Annotated in this window: 19 protein-coding genes and 1 tRNA gene; 4 read left to right on the top strand and 16 right to left on the bottom strand. The window is 68.0% G+C overall.

Annotated elements, in window-relative coordinates; genetic code table 11:
- Positions 1-15: 15 nt before the first annotated feature.
- The 3 genes from MUU77_RS06400 to MUU77_RS06390 all read right to left on the bottom strand — a co-directional run bounded on the left by MUU77_RS06400 (position 16) and on the right by MUU77_RS06390 (position 4,921).
- Positions 16-1,701 (bottom strand): AarF/UbiB family protein, encoded by a 1,686-nt coding sequence (locus tag MUU77_RS06400; protein ID WP_245092935.1) that lies wholly within the window; start codon positions 1,699-1,701, stop codon positions 16-18.
- Between the two features lie 31 nt (positions 1,702-1,732).
- A complete protein-coding gene (locus MUU77_RS06395; RefSeq protein WP_245092933.1) occupies positions 1,733-2,224 on the bottom strand; it encodes a nicotinamide-nucleotide amidohydrolase family protein in 492 nt (163 codons plus the stop codon).
- Between the two features lie 126 nt (positions 2,225-2,350).
- Positions 2,351-4,921: a TonB-dependent receptor gene (locus tag MUU77_RS06390; RefSeq protein ID WP_245092931.1), complete on the bottom strand. Its 2,571-nt coding sequence runs from the start codon at positions 4,919-4,921 to the stop codon at positions 2,351-2,353.
- Positions 4,922-5,318: 397 nt separating this feature from the next.
- Between MUU77_RS06390 and mutS the strand changes: the two genes are divergently transcribed.
- The 3 genes from mutS to MUU77_RS06375 all read left to right on the top strand — a co-directional run bounded on the left by mutS (position 5,319) and on the right by MUU77_RS06375 (position 11,269).
- Positions 5,319-7,859: a DNA mismatch repair protein MutS gene (gene mutS / locus MUU77_RS06385; protein ID WP_245094277.1), complete on the top strand. Its 2,541-nt coding sequence runs from the start codon at positions 5,319-5,321 to the stop codon at positions 7,857-7,859.
- Between the two features lie 388 nt (positions 7,860-8,247).
- Positions 8,248-10,494: a catalase/peroxidase HPI gene (gene katG / locus MUU77_RS06380; protein ID WP_245092929.1), complete on the top strand. Its 2,247-nt coding sequence runs from the start codon at positions 8,248-8,250 to the stop codon at positions 10,492-10,494.
- A 160-nt stretch (positions 10,495-10,654) separates the two neighbouring features.
- Entirely contained in the window at positions 10,655-11,269 is a 615-nt protein-coding gene (locus MUU77_RS06375) for a DUF937 domain-containing protein (protein ID WP_245092924.1), read from the top strand.
- 47 nt (positions 11,270-11,316) lie between these two features.
- Here the strand turns inward: MUU77_RS06375 and MUU77_RS06370 are convergent, their stop codons facing one another.
- The 8 genes from MUU77_RS06370 to ffh form a co-directional block, all read right to left on the bottom strand.
- On the bottom strand, positions 11,317-11,730 hold the full coding sequence (locus MUU77_RS06370; RefSeq protein ID WP_245092922.1) for a S4 domain-containing protein: 414 nt from the start codon (positions 11,728-11,730) through the stop codon (positions 11,317-11,319).
- Between the two features lie 31 nt (positions 11,731-11,761).
- Positions 11,762-12,781 carry a PHB depolymerase family esterase gene (locus tag MUU77_RS06365; protein ID WP_245092920.1) on the bottom strand — a complete coding sequence of 340 codons (1,020 nt, stop codon included), beginning with the start codon at positions 12,779-12,781 and terminating at the stop codon, positions 11,762-11,764.
- Positions 12,782-12,900: 119 nt separating this feature from the next.
- Positions 12,901-13,299 (bottom strand): 50S ribosomal protein L19, encoded by a 399-nt coding sequence (rplS, locus tag MUU77_RS06360; RefSeq protein WP_185896631.1) that lies wholly within the window; start codon positions 13,297-13,299, stop codon positions 12,901-12,903.
- Positions 13,300-13,448: 149 nt separating this feature from the next.
- On the bottom strand, positions 13,449-14,207 hold the full coding sequence (gene trmD, locus MUU77_RS06355) for a tRNA (guanosine(37)-N1)-methyltransferase TrmD (RefSeq protein ID WP_245092918.1): 759 nt from the start codon (positions 14,205-14,207) through the stop codon (positions 13,449-13,451).
- Between the two features lie 143 nt (positions 14,208-14,350).
- On the bottom strand, positions 14,351-14,878 hold the full coding sequence (rimM, locus tag MUU77_RS06350) for a ribosome maturation factor RimM (protein WP_245092916.1): 528 nt from the start codon (positions 14,876-14,878) through the stop codon (positions 14,351-14,353).
- A gap of 35 nt (positions 14,879-14,913) precedes the next feature.
- Positions 14,914-15,171: a 30S ribosomal protein S16 gene (rpsP, locus tag MUU77_RS06345; RefSeq protein WP_056878379.1), complete on the bottom strand. Its 258-nt coding sequence runs from the start codon at positions 15,169-15,171 to the stop codon at positions 14,914-14,916.
- Between the two features lie 105 nt (positions 15,172-15,276).
- Entirely contained in the window at positions 15,277-16,077 is an 801-nt protein-coding gene (locus MUU77_RS06340; protein ID WP_245092914.1) for an aminotransferase class IV family protein, read from the bottom strand.
- 43 nt (positions 16,078-16,120) lie between these two features.
- Positions 16,121-17,491, bottom strand: a complete 1,371-nt coding sequence (gene ffh, locus MUU77_RS06335; RefSeq protein ID WP_245092912.1) for a signal recognition particle protein — start codon at positions 17,489-17,491, stop codon at positions 16,121-16,123.
- A gap of 125 nt (positions 17,492-17,616) precedes the next feature.
- On the opposite strand from ffh, the gene ccsA reads away from it, so the two are divergent.
- Positions 17,617-18,408 carry a cytochrome c biogenesis protein CcsA gene (ccsA, locus tag MUU77_RS06330; protein ID WP_245092905.1) on the top strand — a complete coding sequence of 264 codons (792 nt, stop codon included), beginning with the start codon at positions 17,617-17,619 and terminating at the stop codon, positions 18,406-18,408.
- A gap of 105 nt (positions 18,409-18,513) precedes the next feature.
- Here ccsA and radA read toward each other — a convergent pair whose 3' ends face one another.
- The 5 genes from radA to ispH all read right to left on the bottom strand — a co-directional run bounded on the left by radA (position 18,514) and on the right by ispH (position 22,935).
- A complete protein-coding gene (gene radA / locus MUU77_RS06325; protein ID WP_245092902.1) occupies positions 18,514-19,902 on the bottom strand; it encodes a DNA repair protein RadA in 1,389 nt (462 codons plus the stop codon).
- Positions 19,903-20,005: 103 nt separating this feature from the next.
- Positions 20,006-20,081, bottom strand: a tRNA-Thr gene (locus MUU77_RS06320).
- A gap of 234 nt (positions 20,082-20,315) precedes the next feature.
- Positions 20,316-20,645, bottom strand: coding sequence for a hypothetical protein (locus MUU77_RS06315; protein ID WP_245092900.1), 330 nt, complete (start codon positions 20,643-20,645; stop codon positions 20,316-20,318).
- Between the two features lie 907 nt (positions 20,646-21,552).
- On the bottom strand, positions 21,553-21,867 hold the full coding sequence (locus tag MUU77_RS06310; RefSeq protein WP_245092898.1) for a hypothetical protein: 315 nt from the start codon (positions 21,865-21,867) through the stop codon (positions 21,553-21,555).
- Between the two features lie 117 nt (positions 21,868-21,984).
- Positions 21,985-22,935, bottom strand: coding sequence for a 4-hydroxy-3-methylbut-2-enyl diphosphate reductase (gene ispH / locus MUU77_RS06305; protein WP_245092896.1), 951 nt, complete (start codon positions 22,933-22,935; stop codon positions 21,985-21,987).
- Positions 22,936-23,035 lie beyond the last annotated feature (100 nt).

Genomic DNA, 23,035 nt, shown 5'->3' with positions numbered 1-23,035 from the left:
TCGCAAGCGGTTTCGCTAGCGGCGCCCGCTGCGCCAGATCGAGAACAGGATCCAGACCCCGCACAGCGCGGCCCCGACGAAGCCCAGCACCCCCAGGGCCATCAGCCAGCGGTTGGAGACGCCCCCGCCCACGCTGTTCATCACGATGGAGGAACCGATCACCAGCGACGCCGTGATGATGCCCATCGTCAGCCGGTTGGCAGCGCGGTCCACCTGCTCCCCGAATGCCCGCAGCGTGTCCACCTCGATATGCATCTGCAGCTTGCCGCGCCGGGCCGACTGCAGCAGGCGGTGGACATCGCGCGGCATGTCGCGCAGCAGATCGACCAGGCCCGAGAGCGTGCGGCGCCCCCGCCGGACCAGCACGTCCGGCGCGAAGCGCTCCAGCATGGCGCGCTCCAGATAGGGGCGCGCCTCGCTGGCCATGTCGAAATCCGGGTCCAGCTGCCGCCCCATGCCCTCCAGGGTGAGGAACGCCTTGATCATCAGCGCCAGGTCGGCCGGCAGGCTGAGGCCGTGCTCACGCAGCATCGCCGTGACGTCGCCGAGCATCGCGCCCATGCGCAGGTCCTTGAGCGGGACCCCGCGGTACTGATCGACGAAGACGTCGGCCGATTCCTGCAGCCGCACTTCGTCGATGTCGTTGTTTTCCTCGGTCCAGTCCGCCAGCACCTCGGCCACGGCGGCCGAGTCGTGGACCACCAGGCCGTGGAGCAGGCGCACGATCTGGAAGCGGCGCTGCTCGGTGACCCGTCCCACCATGCCGAAATCGATCACGCCGATCGCGCCGTCCGGCATGTAGAAGATGTTGCCGGGATGCGGGTCGGCATGGAAGAACCCATCCTCCAGCACCATCTTCAACACCAGCCCGGCACCCGTGCGCGCCAGCTGCACGCGATCCAGGCCCAGCGCATCGACGGCCGCCAGGTCGCGCCCGGGCACGCCCTCCAGGCATTCCTGCACGTTGAGCCGCTCGCAGGTCCATTGCCAGTACACCCGCGGGATGACGATGTCGTCGCGGCCGGCGAAGTTGTGCGCGATCCGTTCGGCGTTGCGGCACTCGGCGGCGAAGTCCAGTTCGCGACGCAGCGAGGCGCTGAACTGCTGGACGATGCGTTGGGGATGGTACCGGCGCAGTTCCGGCAGGTTCTTCTCGACGATCACCGCCAGATGCTTCAGCAGCCGCAGGTCGGCCTCGACCGTGTCGCGGATGCGCGGGCGGCGGATCTTCAGGACGACGGCACTGCCATCGGCCAGCCAGGCGCGGTGCGCCTGCGCCAGCGAGGCGGCCGCCAGCGGCTCATGCTCGACGCGTGCGAATACCGCTTCGGGCTCAGCGCCCAGGTCCTCGCGCAACTGCGGAAGCACCTCGTCCCAGGGCAGCGCGGGCACGGCGTTCTGCAGCTTGCCCAGCTCGTCGATCCAGGCCGGCGGAAGCAGGTCCACGCGGGTGGCCAGCACCTGGCCGAGCTTGACGAACGTCGGCCCCAGGTCCTGCAGGGTGCAGCGCAGCCGGGCCGGCACGTCCATGCGCAGGCGCCCCTCCTCCACCGCCTGCCAGTGAAGCAGCCGGCCGGCCTTTTCCAGCACCCCGGCCATGCCGATGCGCTTGACCACGTCGCCGAAGCCCCAGCGGATCAGGACGGATGCGATGTCCTGCAGCCGGCCCAGATCGCGTACGGTGCCCAGCGTCTCCCACATCACGCGCCCACTCCCTGTCGTGGCGCGCCGCTCACAGCGACTCCAGCCCTTGCAGTGCGGCTTCCACCGTCTGCCGGCGCACCGCTTCGCGGTCACCGGCGAACTGGAAGATCTCCGCGCGCGCATAGCCGCCGCGCCGCTTCCAGCCTATCCACACCGTGCCCACCGGTTTGTCGGGACTGCCGCCGCCGGGACCGGCGATGCCGGTCACCGCCACGGCGACGCTGGCACCGGAATTGACCAGGGCGCCGGAGACCATCTCGATGACGGTCTCGCGGCTGACGGCACCGTGCACCTCCAGCGTCTGCGGCCGCACGCCCAGCAAGGCCTGTTTGGCCTCGTAGCTGTAGGCCGCCATCCCGCAGTCGAACCAGTCGGAGGACCCGGCGATGTCGGTCACGCACTTGGCGATCCAGCCACCGGTGCAGCTTTCCGCCGTGACCAGATGGTCGCGGCCCTGCCGCAGGCGCTCGCCGACATGGTGGGCCAGCACGCGCAGGGCTTCATCGGTGGGTACGGACATCGCTCGGTTCCGGCAGGGGGGCGTGCGTGTTGTAGCCGATTTGCCGGGCGCTGTCGCCCCGCCGGGCCACAAAAGAAAACGGCCCGCCGGGGGAGGCGGGCCGCTCGCCACATCGTGCGAAGGGGATCAGTAGCGGACGCGCAGCGTCACGCCGTACATCCGGGGCGCGCCCAGGAAGGCGTTGAACGTGTTGAACGGGTTGTTGGGCGCCGGCGAGACGTTCTGCAGCGGGCCGTCGAAGCCGACCTGCACGTATTCCTCGTCGGTGATGTTGGTGCCCCAGAACTCCAGCATCCACCGCTGGTCCTGCGCACCGATGCCGAAGCGCGCGTTCGCCACGGTGTAGGCGTCCTGCATCTTCTCCGGGTCGAGGTCGGAGCCGGTGTTGTACTTGGACACGTACTTGGCGCCGATGTTGAAACGCGCCATCAGGCTGCCGATGTCCCATTCGTAGGTGACCGACGCCGACCCGGACCACTTCGGCGCGAAGCTCATCTGCGCACCCGGCAGCTTGTACAGCGCGCCGGTGGGGGCCACGAAGTCGCCGCCCGGGATATCGTCGCCGTACTTGGTGTCGGCGTACATCAGGCCGCTCTGGAACATCAGCCCGCGTATGGAGCGCGGCTGCCACATGAGCTCCGCGTCCAGGCCCTGCGAGGTGACTTCCGGAATCGAGCGCACCACGAAGCTGGTGCCCAGGAAGCTGTTGAGCTGGAAGTCCTCGTACTTCTGGTGGAACAGCGTGGCATTGAGCAGCAGGTTGCCATCGAGCCAGGTGGTCTTGGCGCCCAGCTCGTAACTGTCGACGAACTCACCGGGGAAGGACGTGTCCAGCACCGGCTGGATGCCGTTCGCGCTGCCGCTGCTCAGCCCGTTCGACGACTGCACGCGGTCCAGGTTGAAGCCGCCGCCCTTGTAGCCGCGGGCGAACGAGCCATAGGTCATCACGTTGTCGTTCCAGCGGTAGGCCGCCTTCAGCGTGCCCGACCACTCCTTCTCTTCGCGCTCCTGCACGGTGTCGCGCGTGGGCGCGTTGTGCAGCGGGTTGGCCCAGGGCAGGCAGCCGTAGCCGACCACCGTGGGAGCCGCCGCCGACGCCTGCGCCACGGTCAGGCCACGGGCCACCAGGGCCGCGACGACCTGCGCGGGATTGGCGAGCATCGCACCGCAGCCGGCGCCGCCGTTGGGATTGCTGTAGTTGGAGACCAGGTGCTTCTTTTCCCGGGTGTAGCGCAGGCCCACGGTGATATCCAGGGCGTCCGTCGCATGCCAGGTATTGTTGGTGAACAGCGCGGTGCTCTTGGCGTTCTGCTGGTAGGTGTCCAGCGCGCCGAGGCCGGCGAACACCGTGCCGAACGGGCGCCCGCTGGCCTGCGACAGGAACAGCGGCGCGGTCGGCGACTGGCCCAGGGCGGGATTGATGATGGACAGCAGCGCCACCGACAGGTACGGCTCGTAGTGCGCGCCGATACGGTAGGTCTCGGTGCGGTCCAGGTCCTCGTCGGAGTAGAACGCACCCACCATCCAGTCCACGCGTTCGGTGGCGCCGGTCAGGCGGAACTCCTGGCTGAAGGTGTCGAAGCCGGTGAAGGACTCGTCCTCGTCCGCATTCCGGTACAGGATGTCCGCCGTGCTGAAATCGTAGTCCAGGCCATTGATGGCCTCCCACTTGCGCTGGGCGGTGATGGACGTCAGCGTGGCATTGCCGAACCACGGCGAATCCCAGTTGACCTCCACGGACACGCCGCTGTCCTTGATGTCCTGCGTGGTCGGCCGGTTGCTGTAGGCGACGCGGTCGAACGGATCGTCGCCCGGCGCGGCGACGGCCTGGCCGCCGACCAGCGCATTGAGGATGGCGGCCGTGGCGCCCACCGTGGTCTGCACCGCGGTACAGCAGTTCTCTTCCCGGCTGGTGAAGTCGCCGGCCACCAGGATGTCGAGGTTGTCGCTGGGCTCCAGCAGCAGCTTGCCGCGCACCGTGTGGAAGTTCTGGTCGTAGTCGTCGGTTTCCTGGCGCGGACCGTTGCCGGTGCGCACGTCCATCCAGCCGTCGCGCTTGCGCTTGGCCGCGTAGATGTTGAAGGCGCCCACTTCGCCGAGCGCGTCGTTGTAGCTGCCGGACACGCCCATCGCACCGTGGTTGCCCACGGTGACTTCGCCTTCTGCGCTCTGCGTGTAGCTGGGGCGGCGGGTCACCACGTTGATGACGCCGGCGGAGGTGTTCTTGCCGAACACCGTGCCCTGCGGGCCCTTCAGCACTTCGATGCGTTCGAGTTGGCCAAGATCGCCGAAGCCGACGCTGTTGCGGGGCCGGTACACGCCATCGATCACCACGCCCACCGACGACTCCAGGCCCACGTTGTCGCCGACGGTGCCGATGCCGCGGATGCGCGCGGTGGTGATGGCCTCGCTCTGCGTGCTGGTCACGGTCATGCCGGGCACCAGCACCTGCAGGTCCTTGATGTCGCGCACGCCGGTGTCCTGCAGCAGCTGTTCGGAGATCGCGGTGACCGCGATGGGCACATCCTGCATGGCCTCCTCACGCTTCTGCGCGGTCACCGTCATGGTGGCCAGCGTGGTGGGTTCCTCCTCCTCGGCCGGCGCAGCCGCCTGCTGCGCGTATGCGTGCGAGGTTGCGCAGAGCGCGGTGAAGACGGCGAGCGAAAGCGCTTTGCGCCGATGCGATGCAGTGACCATGTTGTCCCCTCCCAAGGGCCATGTTCTGGCGACGATGACGTGCAGGAAATCCGTGGTGGCACGGGCGGCGGTACCGCCGAAAGCGAACGCAACTCCCCTTGCGTCAACGCGAAATTAACACCGGCTTCACGACGCGGCATTCTGCACTGCGTCGATACGCCGGCTATCACTTTGGCACGGATAAGCCACTGATTTTACGAACGATCGTGCGGAACTCCGGTTACGCCACCGCCCGCCTCGCACCGCAGCGAGGCCAAGCCTGCCTGGCCCAGGCAGGCAGGCCCGGACGCGCGCCGGCATCGGGGCGCGGCGCGGCCAGCGGCTACAATCAACGCCCTTTTGCCCCCTCATCCCCCCTGGCCTCGTGAGCAAAGACAAGTCGGAACACACGCCCCTGATGAAGCAGTTCTTCGCCGCCAAGGCGGAGTACCCGGACCTGCTGGTGTTCTTCCGGATGGGGGACTTCTACGAACTGTTCTACGACGACGCACGCAAGGCCGCGCGGCTGCTGGACATCACCCTGACCCAACGCGGCAGTTCCGGGGGCGCCCCCATCCCCATGGCCGGGGTGCCGGTGCATGCCTGCGAGGGCTATCTGGCGCGGCTGGTGGCACTGGGCGAATCGGTGGCGATCTGCGAACAGATCGGCGACCCCGCACTGGCCAAGGGCCTGGTGGAGCGCAAGGTGGTGCGCGTGGTGACGCCGGGCACCGTGACCGACGAGGCCCTGCTCAACGAACGCCGCGACACCCTGCTGATGGCGGTCGCGCGCGGGCGCACGGGCTACGGCCTGGCCTGGGCTGACCTGGCCGGCGGCCGCTTCCTGGTCAACGAGGTCGAGAACGACGACGCGCTGGAGGCCGAACTCGCACGGCTCGAGCCGGCCGAACTGCTGCTGCCGGACGAGGAAGGCTGGCCGGCGTTCCTCCAGCAGCGCACGGGAGCGCGCCGGCGCGCGCCATGGCTGTTCGACCCCGACAGCGGGCGCCGCCAGCTGCTGGGCTTCTTCGGCGTGCACGACCTCACGGGTTTCGGCATCGACGACAAAGCGTTGGCCACCGCCGCCGCGGGCGCCCTGCTGGGCTATGTGGAAGAGACCCAGAAGCAGCGTTTGCCGCATCTGACCGCGATCGCGGTGGAATCGGCCGGCGACGCGATCGCGATGAACGCCGCCACGCGCCGCCACCTGGAACTGGACACCCGCGTCGATGGCGATACCCGGCACACGTTGCTGGGCGTGCTGGACACCACCGTCACCCCGATGGGCGGGCGCCTGTTGCGGCGCTGGCTGCACCGGCCACTGCGCGACCGCCGCCTGCTGGGCCAGCGCCACCATGCCGTCGCCACGCTGATGGAAGGCGCCGCGCGCGACCTGCGCACCGGCTTCCGCGGGCTGGGCGACCTGGAGCGCATCCTCACCCGCGTGGCGCTGCGCTCGGCTCGCCCGCGCGACCTGTCCACGCTGCGCGATGGCCTGGCGCTGCTGCCGGAGGTGCAGGGGCATCTGGCGCCGCTGGATTCGCCGCGCCTGCTTGCGCTGGCGGCGGAGCTGGGCGAGCACGCCGACACCGCGGCGCTGCTGATCGCCGCCATCGCCGCGCAACCGCCGTTGAAGCTCAGCGACGGCGGCGTGCTGGCCGACGGCTACGATGCCGAACTCGACGAGTTGCGCCGGCTGAGCACGAACGCCGACCAGTTCCTGGTCGACCTGGAGGCCCGCGAACGCGCGAGCAGCGGCATCGCCACCCTCAAGGTGGGCTACAACCGCGTGCATGGGTATTACATCGAGATCAGCAAGGGCCAGGCCGACCGTGCCCCGGTGCATTACACGCGGCGCCAGACCCTGACCGGCGCCGAGCGCTACATCACCGAAGAGCTCAAGCAGTTCGAGGACAAGGTGCTGTCCGCCCGCGAGCGCGCGCTCTCGCGCGAGAAACTGCTGTACGACGCACTGCTGGATACGCTCAATGCGCGTCTGGAACCGCTCAAGCGCTGCGCGGCCGCACTGAGCGAGCTGGACGTGCTGGCCGCCTTCGCCGAACGTGCGCAGGAACTGGACTGGGCGCAACCGGAACTGGACGAAGCGCCCGGGCTGCGCATCGAGCGTGGCCGGCACCCCGTGGTCGAGGCGGTGCGCAAGGAACCGTTCGAACCCAACGACCTGGTCCTGGACGAGGACAGGCGCATGCTGGTGATCACCGGCCCGAACATGGGCGGCAAGAGCACCTACATGCGGCAGAACGCACTGATCGTGCTGCTGGCCCACATCGGCAGCTTCGTCCCGGCCGCGCGCGCGGTTATCGGGCCCATCGACCGCATCCTCACCCGCATCGGCGCCGGCGACGACCTGGCGCGCGGCCAGTCCACCTTCATGGTGGAAATGGCGGAGACCAGTTACATCCTGCACCACGCCACGGCGCAGTCGCTGGTGCTGATGGACGAGATCGGCCGCGGCACCTCGACCTACGACGGCCTGGCGCTGGCCGACGCCGTGGCCCGCCACCTGGCCGGCAGCAACCGCTGCTACACGCTGTTCGCCACCCATTACTTCGAGCTGACGGCGCTGGCCGCAGAGTCCGGCAGCGGCATCGCCAACGTGCATCTCGACGCCGTGGAGCATGGCGATACGCTGGTCTTCATGCATGCGGTGAAAGAGGGCGCGGCGGACCGGAGCTTCGGCCTGCAGGTGGCGGCCCTGGCCGGCCTGCCCCGCAGCACGCTGCAGCAGGCGCGCCGGCGACTGGCGGAACTGGAACAGCGCGGCCGGGAAACCCATGCCTCCGAGATGGCGCCGCAGGCGCTGGATGCGCCGCAACAGTTCGGCCTGTTCGCCGCGGCTCCGTCGGCCGCGCAGGAGGCCCTGGCGGCGATCGATCCCGACGAGTTGTCGCCCAAGCAGGCGCTCGAAGCGCTGTACCGGCTCAAGGCGCTGCTCTGATCCTGCAGGCGCAGGACACGTACCCTTCCCGCCGGATCCCCCTGCCGCGGACAGCGGCGGGGCACGATGGCGCACGCCCCTACAACACCTGCGTAACACCTGCGGAGTATCGTGGCCGCATCAAGCGGGGATGGCGGCTGATGGCGCAATGCACCATTGAATGCCGCTATCAGACCCTTCGCAAAAAACGATTTTCATTGATCGTCCGCACTGCCTAGTCTGGTCGCCATCCGCCCACGCCTTCGAGGACGTCAGCCGTGTGCATGCCCGCCCTGCCGTCTTCCTTGCACCCTCCGCCCGGTATCGCCGAAGCGCACGTTCCAACGCGCGTCGCCCGCTGCGACCCCTTGCCCTCCCAAACCGCCCGACAGCCACAGGAAGCCCAGCCATGACCACTGAATCCAAGTGCCCATTCCATCCGACTGCGGGCGGCGGCACCGGCAACCGCGACTGGTGGCCCAACCAGTTGCGCCTGGACCTGCTGAACCAGCACTCGTCGCGCTCCAATCCGCTGGATCCCGGCTTCGACTATGCCGAGGCCTTCAAGAAGATCGACTACCACGCGCTGAAGAAGGACCTGCGTGACCTGATGACCGATTCGCAGGACTGGTGGCCGGCAGACTTCGGCCATTACGGCGGCCTGTTCATCCGCATGGCCTGGCACAGCGCCGGCACCTACCGCATCGGCGACGGCCGCGGCGGCGGCGGGCGCGGGCAGCAGCGTTTCGCGCCGCTCAACAGCTGGCCGGACAACGTCAGCCTGGACAAGGCGCGCCGCCTGCTGTGGCCGATCAAGCAGAAATACGGACAGGCGATCTCGTGGGCCGACCTGATGATCCTGGCCGGCAACGTCGCCCTGGAAACGATGGGCTTCCGCACCTTCGGCTTCGGCGGCGGGCGTGAGGACACCTGGGAACCGGACCAGGACGTGTACTGGGGCCGCGAGACCACGTGGCTGGGGGGCGACATCCGCTATGCGCATGGCTCCGAGGGCGTCGAGAAGCCCGGCGACGCGGGCGTGCTGGTCTCGGACGACACCGCCGATGGCGACGTGCATTCGCGCCGGCTGGAGAATCCGCTGGCGGCCGTGCAGATGGGACTGATCTACGTGAACCCGGAAGGCCCGGACGGCAACCCCGACCCGCTGCTCGCGGCGAAGGACATCCGCGACACCTTCGGCCGCATGGCGATGGACGATGAGGAAACCGTCGCCCTGATCGCCGGCGGCCATACCTTCGGCAAGACGCACGGTGCCGGCCCCGCCGACAACGTGGGGGCCGAACCCGAAGCGGGCGACCTGGAACAGCAGGGCCTGGGCTGGCACAACAGGTTCGGCAGCGGCAAGGGCGGCGACACCATCACCTCGGGCATCGAGGTCACCTGGACGCAGACGCCCACGCTGTGGAGCAACAAGTTCTTCGAGAACCTGTTCGGATTCGAATGGGAACTGGAGAAGTCGCCCGCCGGCGCCCACCAGTGGGTCGCCAAGGGCGCGCCGGAAGACGTGCCGCTTGCGCACGACGCCACCCGCAAGCAGCGCCCCAAGATGCTGACCACCGACCTGTCGCTGCGCTTCGATCCGATCTACGGGCCGATCTCCAAGCGCTTCCTCGAAAACCCGCAAGCGTTCGCCGACGCGTTCGCGCGTGCGTGGTTCAAGCTGACCCATCGCGACATGGGCCCGCGCGCGCGCTACCTGGGCCCGGAAGTGCCCCGGGAAGAACTGATCTGGCAGGACCCGCTGCCCCATGCCGACTACGCACCCATCGATGCGGCCGACATCGCCACATTGAAGGGCAGGATTGCTTCGTCCGGTCTGTCGGTGTCCGAGCTGGTCTCCACCGCGTGGGCGTCGGCGTCGACGTTCCGGGGCGGCGACAAGCGGGGCGGCGCAAACGGCGCGCGTATCCGCCTGGCGCCGCAGAAGGACTGGGCGGTAAACCGACCGGACCAACTGGCGAAGGTGTTGAAGACACTGGAGCGCATCCAGATGGAGTTCAACCTGGAGGCCGGCGGCGGCAAGAAGGTCTCGCTGGCCGACCTCATCGTGCTGGCCGGCGGCGTGGGCGTGGAGCAGGCGGCGAAGGCCGGCGGCGTCGACGTCACGGTGCCGTTCCGTCCGGGCCGCACCGATGCGCGCCAGGACCAGACCGATGTCGCGTCTTTCGCCGTGCTGGAGCCGGTCGCCGATGGATTCCGCAACTACCTGAAAGGACGCTCCATCGTCCCCGCCGAACACCTGCTGGTCGACAAGGCGCAACTGCTGACGCTCACGGCACCGGAGATGACGGTGCTGGTGGGGGGCCTGCGCGTGCTGGGCGCCAACGCGGACGGCGGCGATACCGGCGTGCTCACCGACAGGCCCGGTACGCTGAGCAACGATTTCTTCGTCAACCTGCTCGACATGGGAACGGAGTGGAAGGCCACCGGCGAGAACCGCTACGCGGGACACGACCGCAAGACGGGCGCGCAGAAGTGGACCGGGAGCCGGGTGGATCTGGTGTTCGGCTCGAACTCGGTGCTGCGCGCGCTCGCCGAGGTCTACGCCAGCGCCGATGGCAGGGAGAAGTTCGTGAAGGACTTCGTGGCGGCCTGGACGAAGGTGATGGAACTGGACCGCTTCGACCTGCGCTGATCCTCCCGCGCATGCCGTCGCAACGCCGCATGGCCGGGCCAGGCATGCGGCGTTGTCGTTTCCGCCGGTCGGTCCACGGCGATCATGAACCGGTGCCCGGCCAGATTGGCGCTAGCATCGTCGGCGACTTTCCATCCCCGTCCAGGAGGACGAACGCACGATGAGCCAGGCATCCCTCGCGGAAGATCTCTTCGCCCAGTTGCAGGGCGCCCCCCTGCAGCAGGTCTCCCGGCAGCTCGGCATCGGGCAGATGCAGGCCTCCAGCGCGGTCAGCGCCGCACTTCCGCTGCTGCTGGGCGCGCTGGGCCGCAACACGGCGCAGCCGCAGGGTGCGGAAGCCCTGTTCGGCGCCCTGCAACGCAACCACACCGGCCTGGACCTCGGCAGCGTGTTGGGCGCGGTGCTGGGGGGCGCATCGTCGCCGCAGGCCAACGGCGCCGGCATCCTCGGCCACATCTTCGGCGGCCAGCAGAACCGGGCCGAACTGGGCCTGGGCCAGGCCACCGGCCTGGGCGGTGAACGCGCCGGCCAGTTGCTGAAGATCCTGGCGCCCATCGTGCTGGCCTTCCTCGCCCAGCGCATGAGCCAGGGCGGCGCACCGAACGATCCGCCGGGACTGGCCGAGGTGCTGGGCCAGGAACAGCGCCAGGTGCAGCAGCAGGGCGGCCTGGGTGGCGGGCTGCTCGGCGCGGTGCTGGACCAGGATGGCGACGGTCAGCTGGGCCTGGGGGACATCCTGAAGATCGGCGGCGGCATGTTCGGCGGCGGCCGCTGAGCGTCGCGTGCCGCTGACACCGAAGGGCGCCCTGGCGCCCTTCTTCCTTACAGGGCGTCGATGTCGCCCAGCGCGCGGATCAGGCGCCGTGCGCGCTTGTCGGGTCTGGACTGTGGCGCCTGGTAGCCGGCGCGTTCGGCCCGCCGTTGCGCCAGGGCCGCTTCGCGGCGCGCACGCGAGGCTTCGGATTCGACATACAGGGCCTGCGCGACGGCGGCGGGCCCGCGCTGATCGCTCAGGCCGCGCACTTCGATCTCGTAGGTGTCGTCACCCCGCGTGATCGCCAGCACGTCGCCCACGCGCACGGCGCGCGAGGACTTGGCCCGTTGCCCGCCCACATCGACCTTGCCGGTCACGATGGCCTGCTTGGCCAGGCTGCGGGTCTTGTAGAAGCGCGCAGCCCACAGCCAGATATCCAGCCTCAGGGTGGCCATGCCCTGCTCGTCCGATCCCGACATCATCACGCCCTCACGCATCGACTTGAGGCCTACCCTACCGGGTATCCGCCAGCCCCGTGGCGATCCTGCGCGCCAGATCGACGCTTTCCGGTGCCGCCAGCCCGCCCCAACGCTGGTCGGCCTCGCCCAGTGCCCTGCCGGCCGCCACCAGATCGCCCCCGTCCAGCAGCCCTCGCACCGTCGCCAGGTCAGCGTGCACGCGCTCGCTCAGCCCTTTCCTGCAAGCCTCCAGGGCAGCAGGGTCGGGCGGCGACGGAGGCGCATCCAGCCACGCCAGCACCCTCTGAAAGGTCCGCCTGTCCGGCGTGGCGTGGCCGCGCGACCCCATCGAGTGGCGATGCACCTGTTGCACGCAGAATTCCTGCAGGGAACGCTGGCTGGCCGCGTCGGCACGACGATTGGGCAGGTCGTGCGCGCCGGTGACGTAGGCCAGGCGCGTTGTCGTCTGGAACAGGCGCAGCAGGTCGGCAGGCGGCGGGGTCAACCGCGTGCTGCCGATGACGTCGCTCCCCGCATTCAGAAGCGCGCCCCGGAAGACGTCCGGATAGGCCAGCGCGACCCTCAGCGCCGTCCGCGAACCTCCCGAGAAACCGCCCACGAACACGCGCTCGGGATCCACCGGATACCGGGCGGCGATGCCGTGCGCGGCGTGCAGCGCCAGCGGCATCCGGCGATCGAACACGATCTCATCGTTTCCCGCTTCGCGCGGCGACACATAGATCATTCCGTGCGCTTCGAGGGCCGGCATCCAGTCCATGGGCGCCCGGAACGCATCCTGCGGCGGAATCCAGACCAGCAGCGCGTAACCGCGCGGCGGCGGCGGTCTGCGCGGCACGAAGACATCGAACCGGGCTTCCGCCATGTCCACCGTCTGCTCGGCCAACTGGCGACCCGAGGCGGTCACATAGCGCTGCATGCGGTCGAAGGTGGTGGGCGTCTGGGTGCGGCGCGCGATCTCGTGGGCGCCGGCCAGCGGAGACGGTGCATCCAGGCGCACATCGTCCTGGCGCCCTTGCCCGGCGCACAGTCCGGGCCACGCCAGCGCGGCCATCATGCAGATCGCAAGCGCGCATTGTCTCATCCGCGTGCACCGGGTCCGATCATGGCCCACATTAACGCAGAAGCCCCGGCACAGGCCGGGGCTTCGTCGCCGATCCGGTAGCGGACGCGGGATTACTCGGCGGCAGCGGCGGCGGCCTGACGGGCGGCCTTGGCGGCGGCATTGGCGGCCAGGTCTTCCTTGATGCGGGCAGCCTTGCCTTCCAGGTCGCGCAGGTAGTACAGCTTGCCGGCGCGGACCTTGCCGCGGCGCTTAACTTCGACCGAGTCGATCGAGGCGCTGTGGGTCTGGAACACGCGCTCCACGCCGTAGCCGTGCGAGATCTTGCGCACGGTGAAGGCGGAGTTCAGGCCGGCGTTCTTCTTGGCGATGACGACGCCTTCGTACGCCTGCACGCGCTCGCGGTTGCCTTCCTTCACCTTCACGTTGACGACGACCGTGTCACCGGGGCCGAACGCGGGCAGCTCGCGCGTGATCTGGGAGGCTTCGAATTCCTGGAGGAGCTTGCTCATGTTGGCACCAATGCTTGTATGCGTGGTCGTGTCTTGCGACAGCGGAAACTGATGCAGTCGCCGGATTGCGCTGCACGATATTCTTATGGGATCCGGGGGCGTGAACCGCCCAAGGGTCGCGCATTCTACCGGATTTCCGGCCCGGGTGGCTACCCTGCCCCGTGCCGGTCCGCCAGCCCGGCCCGGAAGGCCTCCAGCAAGGCCCGGTCGGCCTTGGACAGGCGGGTTTCGTCCAGCAGGTCCGGCCGCCGGAGCCAGGTCCGGCCCAGCGCCTGCTGCCGCCGCCAGCGCGCGATGGCCGCATGGTCGCCCGAGCGCAGGACGGCCGGCACCTCGCCCAGCGGATGGCTGGAAGGTTGGGTGTAGTGCGGGCAGTCGAGCAGGCCATCGCCCTCGAAACTGTCCTGGACCGCGGAATCGGCATCGTTCAACGCACCTTCCTGCAGACGCCCGACCGCATCGATGACCACCGCCGCGGCCAGTTCACCGCCGGACAGCACGTAGTCGCCGATCGACAGCTCCTCGTCGACCTCCGCCTGCAGGAAGCGTTCGTCCACGCCCTCGTAGCGCCCGCACAGCAGGATCATCCGCGGCAGGGCCGCCAGTTCGCGGGCCTTCTTCTGGGTGAACGGCACGCCCTGCGGACTCATGTAGATCACCGGTGCCGGGGCCGGGTCGGCGGCGCGGACCGCTTCGAGGCAGGCCTGCAGGGGTTCGATCAGCATCACCATGCCGGGGCCGCCCCCGAACGGGCGGTCGTCCACCCGGCGGTAGCCGCCGCTGGCGTAGTCGCGCGGATTCCAGCCCTGCAGCGAGAGCAGGCCGCGTTCCTGTGCGCGCCCGACCACGCCCACGGCCGCGGCCTGGGCGATGAACTCGGGGAACAGGGTCATGACGTCGATGCGCATGGGCGAGAAGCGAGGAGTGAGTGGGGAGGAGTGAGGAACGAGTGGGAGCAACCGCAACCGCGACAGCGACAGTGCCTGGGGCCCATGATGAGGGCGATCAGGCTACCGGATGCCACTCACTTCTCACGCCTTTCCACTCACTCCTAGAAGTCCGGGTCCCAGTCCACCGTCACCACGCCGGCCTCGAAATCCACCGAGCGGATGAAGTCGGGTTCGACGAAGGGAATCAGGCGCTCGCGATCGCCACGCGCCACCAGCACGTCGTTGGCACCGGTGGAAAACAGGTGGGAGACGGTACCGAAGTCGGTGCCGTCGACATGCACGACACGCAGGCCTTCCAGGTCCACCCAGTAGAACTCGCCGGGCTGCGGCGGCGGCAGTGACGACCGCGGCACGTGGATCTCGGTGCCGTGCAGCGCCTCGGCGCCATCGCGGTCCTCCAGACCGGGCAGCGTGGCCACCAGGTGCTTGCCGGACGCTTTGCCGCGCACGCCGATGAGCTCGCGCTCACCGCCACGGGCATCGCGCAACGTCCACGGCTGGTAGCGGAAGATCGCCTCGCGCGGCTCGGTCCAGGATTCGATCTTCACCTGGCCGCGCACACCAAAAGCGCCCAGGAACCTGCCCAGCAGAATCATCTTCCGCGGATCGGTCGGGCGCTCTTGGCTCATGCGGAAAGGCCGCGCGCGAGGCGCGGTCGGGCCACTCAGGCCGCCGGAGCGGACTTGGTGGCTTCCTTGTACAGGTTGCGGACCTTTTCGGTCAGTTGGGCGCCGTTGCCCACCCAGTGGTCGACGCGCGCGATGTCGAGTTCGACACGCTTTTCGTTGCCGGCGGCGACCGGGTTGTAGTAACCCACGCGCTCGATGTTGCGACCGTCGCGCGCGCTGCGCGAGTCGGTGACGATGATGTGGTAGAAGGGACGCTTCTTCGCGCCGCCGCGGGTGAGACGGATCTTGACCATGGTGTTTTCCAGTGTTGCCCAGTCGCCAGAATGGCGAGGTAAGCCGGCTATTCTAAGCCATTGAATCGGTCAGGAAAACCCACCCGGAGTCTTCGCTCGCCGCGGTCAGGCCAGCGGCTCCCACGGCAACGCCTCCAGCGCCCCCGCCAGTCGCGCCATCAGGCCGGTATCAGCACCCCATGCGACGCCATCCACGGCCACCACCGGCTGTAACCCACTGGCATTGCAGGCAAAAGCGGCACGGAAGCGTGCCAGGTCATCCCGCAGGACCGGCGTCGACCGCTGCGGCACCCCGGCCCCGGTCAGGGCAGCCTGCAGCAACCGCTCGGCCGTCCCCCGCAGGGCGGGCCCCTCCGGCCAGGTGACGGCGTGGCCGTCCCACAGGCCCAGGTTCCAGATAGAACCCTCCACCACCTGCCCCGCCGGATCGACGAACAAGGCGTCGTCGAATCCGTCCGCCAGCGCCTGCCTGCGATAGTGGAACAGCGGGAACGTGCCCACGTGCTTGAACTGCGGCAGCGGGCGCACGAACGGATACGTCTTCACTCGCAACGCCGGCTTTTCCGCTGCGGAAGGCAGCGACAGCGACACCAGCACGTCGGGCACGACGGCGCGCCCGGGGGCGCGATAGTCGAAGTGCGTGGAAAACACGGTGATGCGCACGGACGCATCGCGCAGGCCGGCCGACGCCAGCGCCCGCGCCGCCTGCTGCAGGGCCGACGCGCCATCGAGCGCGGTGCCGAACAGCGCCTGCGTCGCATCTTCAAGTCGTTTGACGTGCAACTCGCGTCCCTGCACCGCGCCGTTGCGCACCTGCATCGAGGTGAAGTGGCCGTAGTTGGCCAGCGCCAGGGCGCACAATGCGTCGCTGGTGGCGGGCTGGCCGTTGAGGAAGGCCGCGGTCATGCAGTCCGGAGCTCCGCTTCAGTCGAATGTGGGAGCGACAGCCTCAACGGAACGGCAAGCCGCCGCGGCCGCCCATCATGCCCTTCATGTTGCGCATCAAGCCCTTCATGCCGCCGCCGGCCAGCTTGCCCATCATCTTTTCCATCTGCTGGTACTGCTTCATCAGCTTGTTGACGTCGGCCGGCGTCATGCCCGCGCCCCGGGCGATGCGGGCGCGGCGCGAACCGTTCAGCAGCGCCGGATTGCGGCGCTCCTTCTTCGTCATCGAGTTGATGATGGCGATCATGCGCGGCACTTCCTTGCCCTGCTGCACCTGCTGCTTCACGTGCTCGGGGATCTGGCCCATGCCCGGCAGCTTGTCCATCAGGCCGCCGATGCCACCCATGTTCTGCATCTGCTCCAGCTGGTCGCGCATGTCGTTCAGGTCGAACTTCTTGCCCTTGATGACCTTGGCGGCCAACTTTTCGGCCTTCTCGCGGTCGACGTTCTGCTCGACCTGCTCCACCAGCGACAGCACGTCGCCCATGTCGAGGATGCGGTTGGCCACGCGTTCGGGGTGGAACACGTCCAGCCCGTCGGGCTTCTCGCCCACGCCGATGAACTTGATCGGCTTGCCGGTGATGTAGCGCACCGACAGCGCCGCACCGCCGCGCGCATCACCGTCGGTCTTGGTCAGCACCACGCCGGTCAGCGGCAGCGCTTCGCTGAAGGCCTTGGCGGTGTTGGCGGCGTCCTGGCCGGTCATCGCGTCGACGACGAACAGCGTTTCCACCGGCTTGACCGCCGCGTGCAGGGCCTTGATCTCGGCCATCATGGCCTCGTCTATCGCCAGGCGGCCGGCGGTATCGACGATCAGCACGTCCACGAAGGACTTGCGCGCATCGTCGATGGCGGCACGGACGATGGCCTCCGGCTTCTGCCCCGCGTCGGACGGGAAGAACAGCACGTCCACCTGCTGCGCCAGCGTCTTCAGCTGTTCGATGGCGGCCGGGCGGTAGACGTCCGCGCTGACCACCATGACCTTCTTCTTGCGCTTCTCGCGCAGGTGCTTGGCCAGCTTGCCGACGGTCGTGGTCTTGCCCGCGCCCTGCAGGCCGGCCATCAGGATGACTGCCGGTGCCGGCACGTTGAGGTTCAGGTCGCTGGCCTGCGAGCCCATCACCGCGGTCAGTTCGTCGCGGACCACCTTGATCAGCGCCTGGCCCGGCGTCAGCGACTTCAGCACCTCCTGGCCGACGGCACGCACCTTGATGCGCTCGATCAGCGCCTGCACCACCGGCAGGGCCACGTCGGCCTCCAGCAGGGCGATGCGGACCTCGCGGGTGGCCTCGCGGATGTTCTCCTCGCTCAGGCGGCCACGGCCGCGCAGGCGCTCGATGGTGCCGGAGAGTCGCTGGGTGAGGGATTCGAACATGGGCGGGCGGGACCAGGGAAAACGGACGGCGATTATAGCGGCCTCCCACCACCGCCCCCCGCCCCGTGCAGGCACAGGCCGCGCATGCCCTGCGCCGGTGCCGCCCGCTGTGCGACACTTCCCCGATGACAGTCATTCTCATCGCCGTTGCGCTCTACCTGCTTGCCGCCGGCCTGCTGGTCCGCTCCGTCGCCCGCGATGCGGGCGAGGCCTCAAGGCCGTGGCTGTGGCCGGCGCTGGGCGCGGTGGTCCTGCATGGCGCCTATCACCTGCTGGTGGCATGGCGCACGCCGGGCGGGCCGGACATGCACTTCTTCGCGGCCCTTTCGCTGGTATCGCTGGGCATGGCGGCCATGACACTGCTGGTGGCCATCCAGGGCCGGATGGCCGCACTGGGAGTGGTGGCCTTCCCGCTCGCGGCCGCGCTGCTGGCCGCCTACCACCTGTACGGCCATCAGGCCTCCAGTGGGCTGGACTGGCGCCTGCAGCTGCATGCCTGGCTGGCGCTGCTGGCCTACGCCGCGCTGGCCATCGCCGCGCTGCTGGCGGTCATGCTGTGGGCCCAGGAGCGCGCCCTGCGCCGGCGCGAGTTCCACCTCTGGCTACGCGCCCTGCCCCCGCTGACGGAACTGGAAGACCTGCTGTTCCGCACGATCACGGTGGGCTTCATCCTGCTGACCGCCACCCTGCTGACCGGGGTGCTGTTCGTGGAGAACTTCCTGGTCCAGAAGCTCACCCACAAGACCGTGCTCAGCGTGCTGTCGTGGCTGGTCTTCGGCGGCCTGCTGCTGGGCCGCTGGCGCTACGGCTGGCGTGGCGCCAAGGCGGTGCACTGGACCCTCACCGCGATGGCGCTGCTGCTGCTGGCGTTCTTCGGCAGCAAGTTCGTGTACGAGATGGTATTGAGGCGGGGTTAGACGCCTCGCCTTCCGTGGGAGCGCCCTTGGGCGCGATGCTTTTTCTGCGACCCATCAGCAAGCCAGGAGCATCGCGCCCGAGGGCGCTCCTACAGGAAGCGCCCCCTACTCGGCCGCCGCTTCCAGCGCCTGCGACAGCCGTTCCACCGCCACCACGTCCAGACCCTTGAAGCTGCCCGACTTCGGCGCGTTGCCCTTGGGCACGATGGCGCGCTTGAAGCCGTGGGTGGCCGCTTCGCGCAGGCGTTCCTCACCGTTGGGCACCGGGCGGATCTCGCCCGACAGGCCCACCTCGCCGAAGGCCACGGTCTTTTCGGCCAGCGGGCGGTCGCGCAGCGAGGACAGCACGGCCAGCAGCACCGGCAGGTCGGCCGCGGTTTCCTGCACGCGGATGCCGCCGACGACGTTCACGAACACGTCCTGGTCGCCCACCACCACGCCGCCGTGCCGGTGCAGCACGGCCAGCAGCATGGCCAGGCGGTTCTGCTCCATACCCACCGCCACGCGGCGCGGGTTGGACAGCGGCGAGCTGTCCACCAGCGCCTGCACTTCCACCAGCAGCGGGCGCGTGCCCTCGCGGGTGACCATCACGCAGCTGCCGGGCTGCTGCGCACTGCCGGACAGGAAGATCGCCGACGGGTTGGGCACTTCCTTCAGGCCTTTCTCGCCCATGGCGAACACGCCCAGTTCGTTGACCGCGCCGAAGCGGTTCTTGAAGGCGCGCAGCACGCGGAAACGGCTGCCGCTCTCGCCTTCGAAATACAGCACCGCGTCGACCATGTGTTCCAGCACGCGGGGGCCGGCGATGCCGCCTTCCTTGGTGACGTGGCCCACCAGGAACACGGCCGTGCCGGTCTCCTTGGCGTAGCGCACCAGCCGCGCCGCGCTCTCGCGCACCTGGCTGACGGAGCCGGGCGCGGCGGTCAGCGATTCGGTCCACAGGGTCTGCACGGAGTCGGCGACGATCAGCTTCGGCCGTGCGACGGAGGCATGCTGCAGGATGGTCTCGATGCCGGTCTCGGCCAGCGCCTGCAGGTTGTCCAGCGGCAGGTCCAGGCGCACGGCGCGGCCGGCAACCTGGGCCAGGGATTCCTCGCCGGTCACGTACAGGGCCGGGAGGTGCGCCGACATGCGGGCCAGGGCCTGCAGCAGCAGGGTGGACTTGCCGATGCCGGGGTCGCCGCCCACCAGCACCACGGCCCCTTCCACCAGGCCGCCGCCCAGCACGCGGTCGAACTCGCCGATGCCGGTGGTCACGCGCGCCTCTTCGCTGTGGCGCACGTCCTTCAGGGCGGTGATCCTGGGCGCCTCGGCCTTGCCGGCCCAGCCGGAACGGCGGGCGGCGGCAGGGGCGCCGGCGGCGGTCTCCAGGACGATCTCGCTGAGGGAGTTCCACGCGCCGCAGTCGGCGCACTGGCCCTGCCATTTGCTGTGCTCGGCCCCGCATTCGGTGCAGACGTAGGCGGTACGGGACTTGGCGGAGGTCTTGGCCACGGGAAACCTGTCGGGACGGCGAGCGGCTACTGTATCGGTCCGCCGTCTCCGGGGGCGAGACCCGGAAAAACAAAGCCCCGCCGGAGCGGGGCCTTGTCGCGACTGGTGCCGGAAATAGGAATCGAACCTACGACCTACGCATTACGAATGCGCCGCTCTACCAACTGAGCTATTCCGGCGGAGCCGCGAATTTTAGGGGCTGGGGCAGGGGCGGGTCAATGTGGGGGTGTTGGGGACGGGGTGGTAAGCCTTTGGGAAGCCGGGGCGTGGGCACCATTTCAGCATCCAGTGTCTTCCCAGCGCTCACCGTTCCAGCATGTTCGTACGCAAGCTCACCCCAGCCTATGGCCTGAGCCGTCGACATTCGTCGCCTGCTCTATGCGGGGGGAGGCCCGATGAAGAGCGCGTGGAATTCAGGATGAAGTCGATGGACGAGCCACAAAGGCTTTCAAGAGCAGCAATCCCCCAAACATGATCGTCTCAACAGCACTCTGAGCGAAGGTATCAAACCCTCCACCAAGCACTTGGAACAACAACATCGTCAAGAATAGAGGTAACGATACGGTTATGTATCCAATGACACGTGCGGGCATGATTGCCAGAAGAAGCCAAAGTGCGGCCGGCACTAGTGCCGGCCACTTCTCTGCACCAAAGAAACCGAACCCGAGCACACGGATAAGAATGTAGAACAAGCTGACCACCCACAAACCTACATAGGTGAAAACTTGACGTTGGGTGGCCATATTAGCTCCAGGCGGCCGCAGCGTTGAACCTGGAAGGACGAGGATCTGCGCGGCACGCCCGATTCTTGATGCGTGGAATGCTGGTGATCTTACGGTCCAGTCTGGGACTCGTCACCAGAGTAGAGGAAGCTCTACCTACGCCATTGTCAAACGCGAAAACGCCAGCGGTCAGATTCACATATTTACCTGGCCGCACCCGTGGCTCTCGAGCGTTAGTCGGGTCGTGGGCCCACGTTGATTCGACCTTTCGCCGACTCCTTGGTGCCCACCCTATACCCGGGAGGGGTGGACCATGGCTCCAAACGTTGAAGTGCCCTTGGGCGTAACAGGCTATTTGAGTAAGGCAGAACAAGTCGGCTTCTGCATGGATGGGGTAACGCACCTAATCGGGGCGAAAACGATACAGAAGCCATCGCTCTCTGTTCGGACAGAAGCGTTGTAGCTGCTGAAGAAAGCCATGTGCTTCGCTGCACCGCCAACCTCGGGTTGTTCGCGCTCCTTGAGCTCAACAACAAATCTGTCAGCCGCGGACTTGTAAGCACGCGCTACTGCCTCATTACTGAGCTGCACTGGTGACTTTACAGTTCCATTGTTGACTGCATGACCAAGCAACGGAAATGCCGCCACTAGAGCAACGGCAACAATATTCCTTAGCTCATTTTTTGCCACAATCACACCTCCCGTTGGGACCTGGATCCTGTAGAACGGTTACCTCTCCTCCTGCAACCCCGTCATAGGAAAGTCCGGCAATCCCGACGATCACGTCATCACTGTGCATGGCTTCATGGACGACGTGAATCGGCCCGGATTCGGTAGCCATCTCAATCCTTACATTGCGACAATCGCGAAGAGCGGAACGAGTTGCGTTGGGTTTTGGATGAGTCACCGCGTTCACAGACCTCCAAGGCTACCCATGCACAGCATGCCTCCGCTCGCACGCCACACACTTCCGGTAGGGACCTAGGCGCCCTTCCCTTTTGCCGCCGAGCAGTCCACCGCAATCGCAGATCAGCGCATCGCGGGTTTCCCGGCGCATCAACCGCAGGCTGGCGACAGCAGCCAACAACATGGCGAGCGCCAGCAGAACGTAAGGCATCCAGTGAAGCACCTCGCCCAACGGAGCAGAAGGGACGGCATGCCCCCAGGTCGACACGAAGGCCAGCAGCAGGCACGCCAGTGCCGGCCAGTACAGTCTGAAAGCCATCCAGTGCATGCGCGTCATCGGGCCACCCCTTGCTCGTGACGGGCAGGATGAGGGGCTGCGGTCGCGCAGGATGAGACGGCAGAAGAAGCAAGGCCCCGCAGTGCGGGGCCTTGGTCGCGGCGGGAACCGGAAACCTCAGCCCACCAGCTGCAGCCGCAGTTCCTTCGGCAGCGCGAACACCATGTTTTCCGGTTCGCCGTCCAGTTCGCTGACGCCCCCCGCGCCGAGCTCGCGCAGACGCTGGATGACACCGTCGATCAGCACGTCCGGCGCCGACGCACCGGCGGTCACGCCGATGCGCTGCTTGCCTTCGATCCAGCGCGGATCGATCTCGTGCGCGCCGTCGATCAGGTACGACTCCACACCGTCGCGCTCGGCCAGCTCGCGCAGGCGATTGGAGTTGGAACTGTTCGGCGAACCGACCACCAGTACCAGGTCGCACTGCCTGGCCAGGTCGCGCACGGCGTCCTGGCGGTTCTGCGTGGCGTAGCAGATATCGTCGTTCTTCGGCCCCTGGATGGCGGGGAAACGCGCCTGCAGCGCCTGGATGATGCCCACGGTGTCGTCGACCGACAGCGTGGTCTGGGTGGTGTAGAACAGGTTGTCGGGCTGGCTGACATCCAGCGTGGCGACGCCTTCGATGTCTTCCACCAGATAGATGTGGCCCTCCCCGCCCTCGCGGCTCCACTGCCCCATCGTGCCCTCCACCTCGGGATGGCCGGCGTGGCCGATCAGCACCACGTCGCGACCGGCGCGGCAGTGGCGGGCCACTTCGAAATGGACCTTGGTGACCAGCGGGCAGGTGGCGTCGAACACCTTCAGCCCACGCCGGTCGGCCTCGTTGCGGACCGCCTTGGACACGCCATGCGCACTGAAGATGACGGTGGCGCCATCGGGCACCTCGTCGAGTTCTTCCACGAAGACTGCGCCGCGCTGCTTCAGGTCATCGACGACGAAGCGGTTGTGCACCACCTCGTGGCGTACGTAGATGGGCGCACCCAGCGTCTCGATGGCGCGCTTGACGATCTCGATGGCACGGTCGACGCCGGCGCAGAAACCACGGGGATTGGCGAGCAGGACGTCCATAAGACCGATATTACCGAAGGCAGGGAAACAAAAAGGTAAATCTGTTGCCGGCGCCGGTCCCGCATGGCACCAACGCCCCTCGCCCGCCTGCGGGAGAGGG

The organism is Pseudoxanthomonas sp. F37 (assembly GCF_022965755.1).
Lineage (GTDB): Bacteria > Pseudomonadota > Gammaproteobacteria > Xanthomonadales > Xanthomonadaceae > Pseudoxanthomonas_A.
Note: the sequence above shows the minus strand (reverse complement) of the source record. Positions and strands in the feature narration are given on the sequence as shown.

What these genes read in the sequence shown, in the direction of transcription:
- MUU77_RS06400 (WP_245092935.1), bottom strand. Translation starts at nt 1,701, where the DNA reads ATGTGGGAGACGCTGGGCACCGTACGCGATCTGGGCCGGCTGCAGGAC.
- MUU77_RS06395 (WP_245092933.1), bottom strand. Translation starts at nt 2,224, where the DNA reads ATGTCCGTACCCACCGATGAAGCCCTGCGCGTGCTGGCCCACCATGTC.
- MUU77_RS06390 (WP_245092931.1), bottom strand. Translation starts at nt 4,921, where the DNA reads ATGGTCACTGCATCGCATCGGCGCAAAGCGCTTTCGCTCGCCGTCTTC.
- mutS (WP_245094277.1), top strand. Translation starts at nt 5,319, where the DNA reads ATGAAGCAGTTCTTCGCCGCCAAGGCGGAGTACCCGGACCTGCTGGTG.
- katG (WP_245092929.1), top strand. Translation starts at nt 8,248, where the DNA reads ATGACCACTGAATCCAAGTGCCCATTCCATCCGACTGCGGGCGGCGGC.
- MUU77_RS06375 (WP_245092924.1), top strand. Translation starts at nt 10,655, where the DNA reads ATGAGCCAGGCATCCCTCGCGGAAGATCTCTTCGCCCAGTTGCAGGGC.
- MUU77_RS06370 (WP_245092922.1), bottom strand. Translation starts at nt 11,730, where the DNA reads ATGATGTCGGGATCGGACGAGCAGGGCATGGCCACCCTGAGGCTGGAT.
- MUU77_RS06365 (WP_245092920.1), bottom strand. Translation starts at nt 12,781, where the DNA reads ATGATGGCCGCGCTGGCGTGGCCCGGACTGTGCGCCGGGCAAGGGCGC.
- rplS (WP_185896631.1), bottom strand. Translation starts at nt 13,299, where the DNA reads ATGAGCAAGCTCCTCCAGGAATTCGAAGCCTCCCAGATCACGCGCGAG.
- trmD (WP_245092918.1), bottom strand. Translation starts at nt 14,207, where the DNA reads ATGCGCATCGACGTCATGACCCTGTTCCCCGAGTTCATCGCCCAGGCC.
- rimM (WP_245092916.1), bottom strand. Translation starts at nt 14,878, where the DNA reads ATGAGCCAAGAGCGCCCGACCGATCCGCGGAAGATGATTCTGCTGGGC.
- rpsP (WP_056878379.1), bottom strand. Translation starts at nt 15,171, where the DNA reads ATGGTCAAGATCCGTCTCACCCGCGGCGGCGCGAAGAAGCGTCCCTTC.
- MUU77_RS06340 (WP_245092914.1), bottom strand. Translation starts at nt 16,077, where the DNA reads ATGACCGCGGCCTTCCTCAACGGCCAGCCCGCCACCAGCGACGCATTG.
- ffh (WP_245092912.1), bottom strand. Translation starts at nt 17,491, where the DNA reads ATGTTCGAATCCCTCACCCAGCGACTCTCCGGCACCATCGAGCGCCTG.
- ccsA (WP_245092905.1), top strand. Translation starts at nt 17,617, where the DNA reads ATGACAGTCATTCTCATCGCCGTTGCGCTCTACCTGCTTGCCGCCGGC.
- MUU77_RS06315 (WP_245092900.1), bottom strand. Translation starts at nt 20,645, where the DNA reads ATGGCCACCCAACGTCAAGTTTTCACCTATGTAGGTTTGTGGGTGGTC.
- MUU77_RS06310 (WP_245092898.1), bottom strand. Translation starts at nt 21,867, where the DNA reads ATGACGCGCATGCACTGGATGGCTTTCAGACTGTACTGGCCGGCACTG.
- ispH (WP_245092896.1), bottom strand. Translation starts at nt 22,935, where the DNA reads ATGGACGTCCTGCTCGCCAATCCCCGTGGTTTCTGCGCCGGCGTCGAC.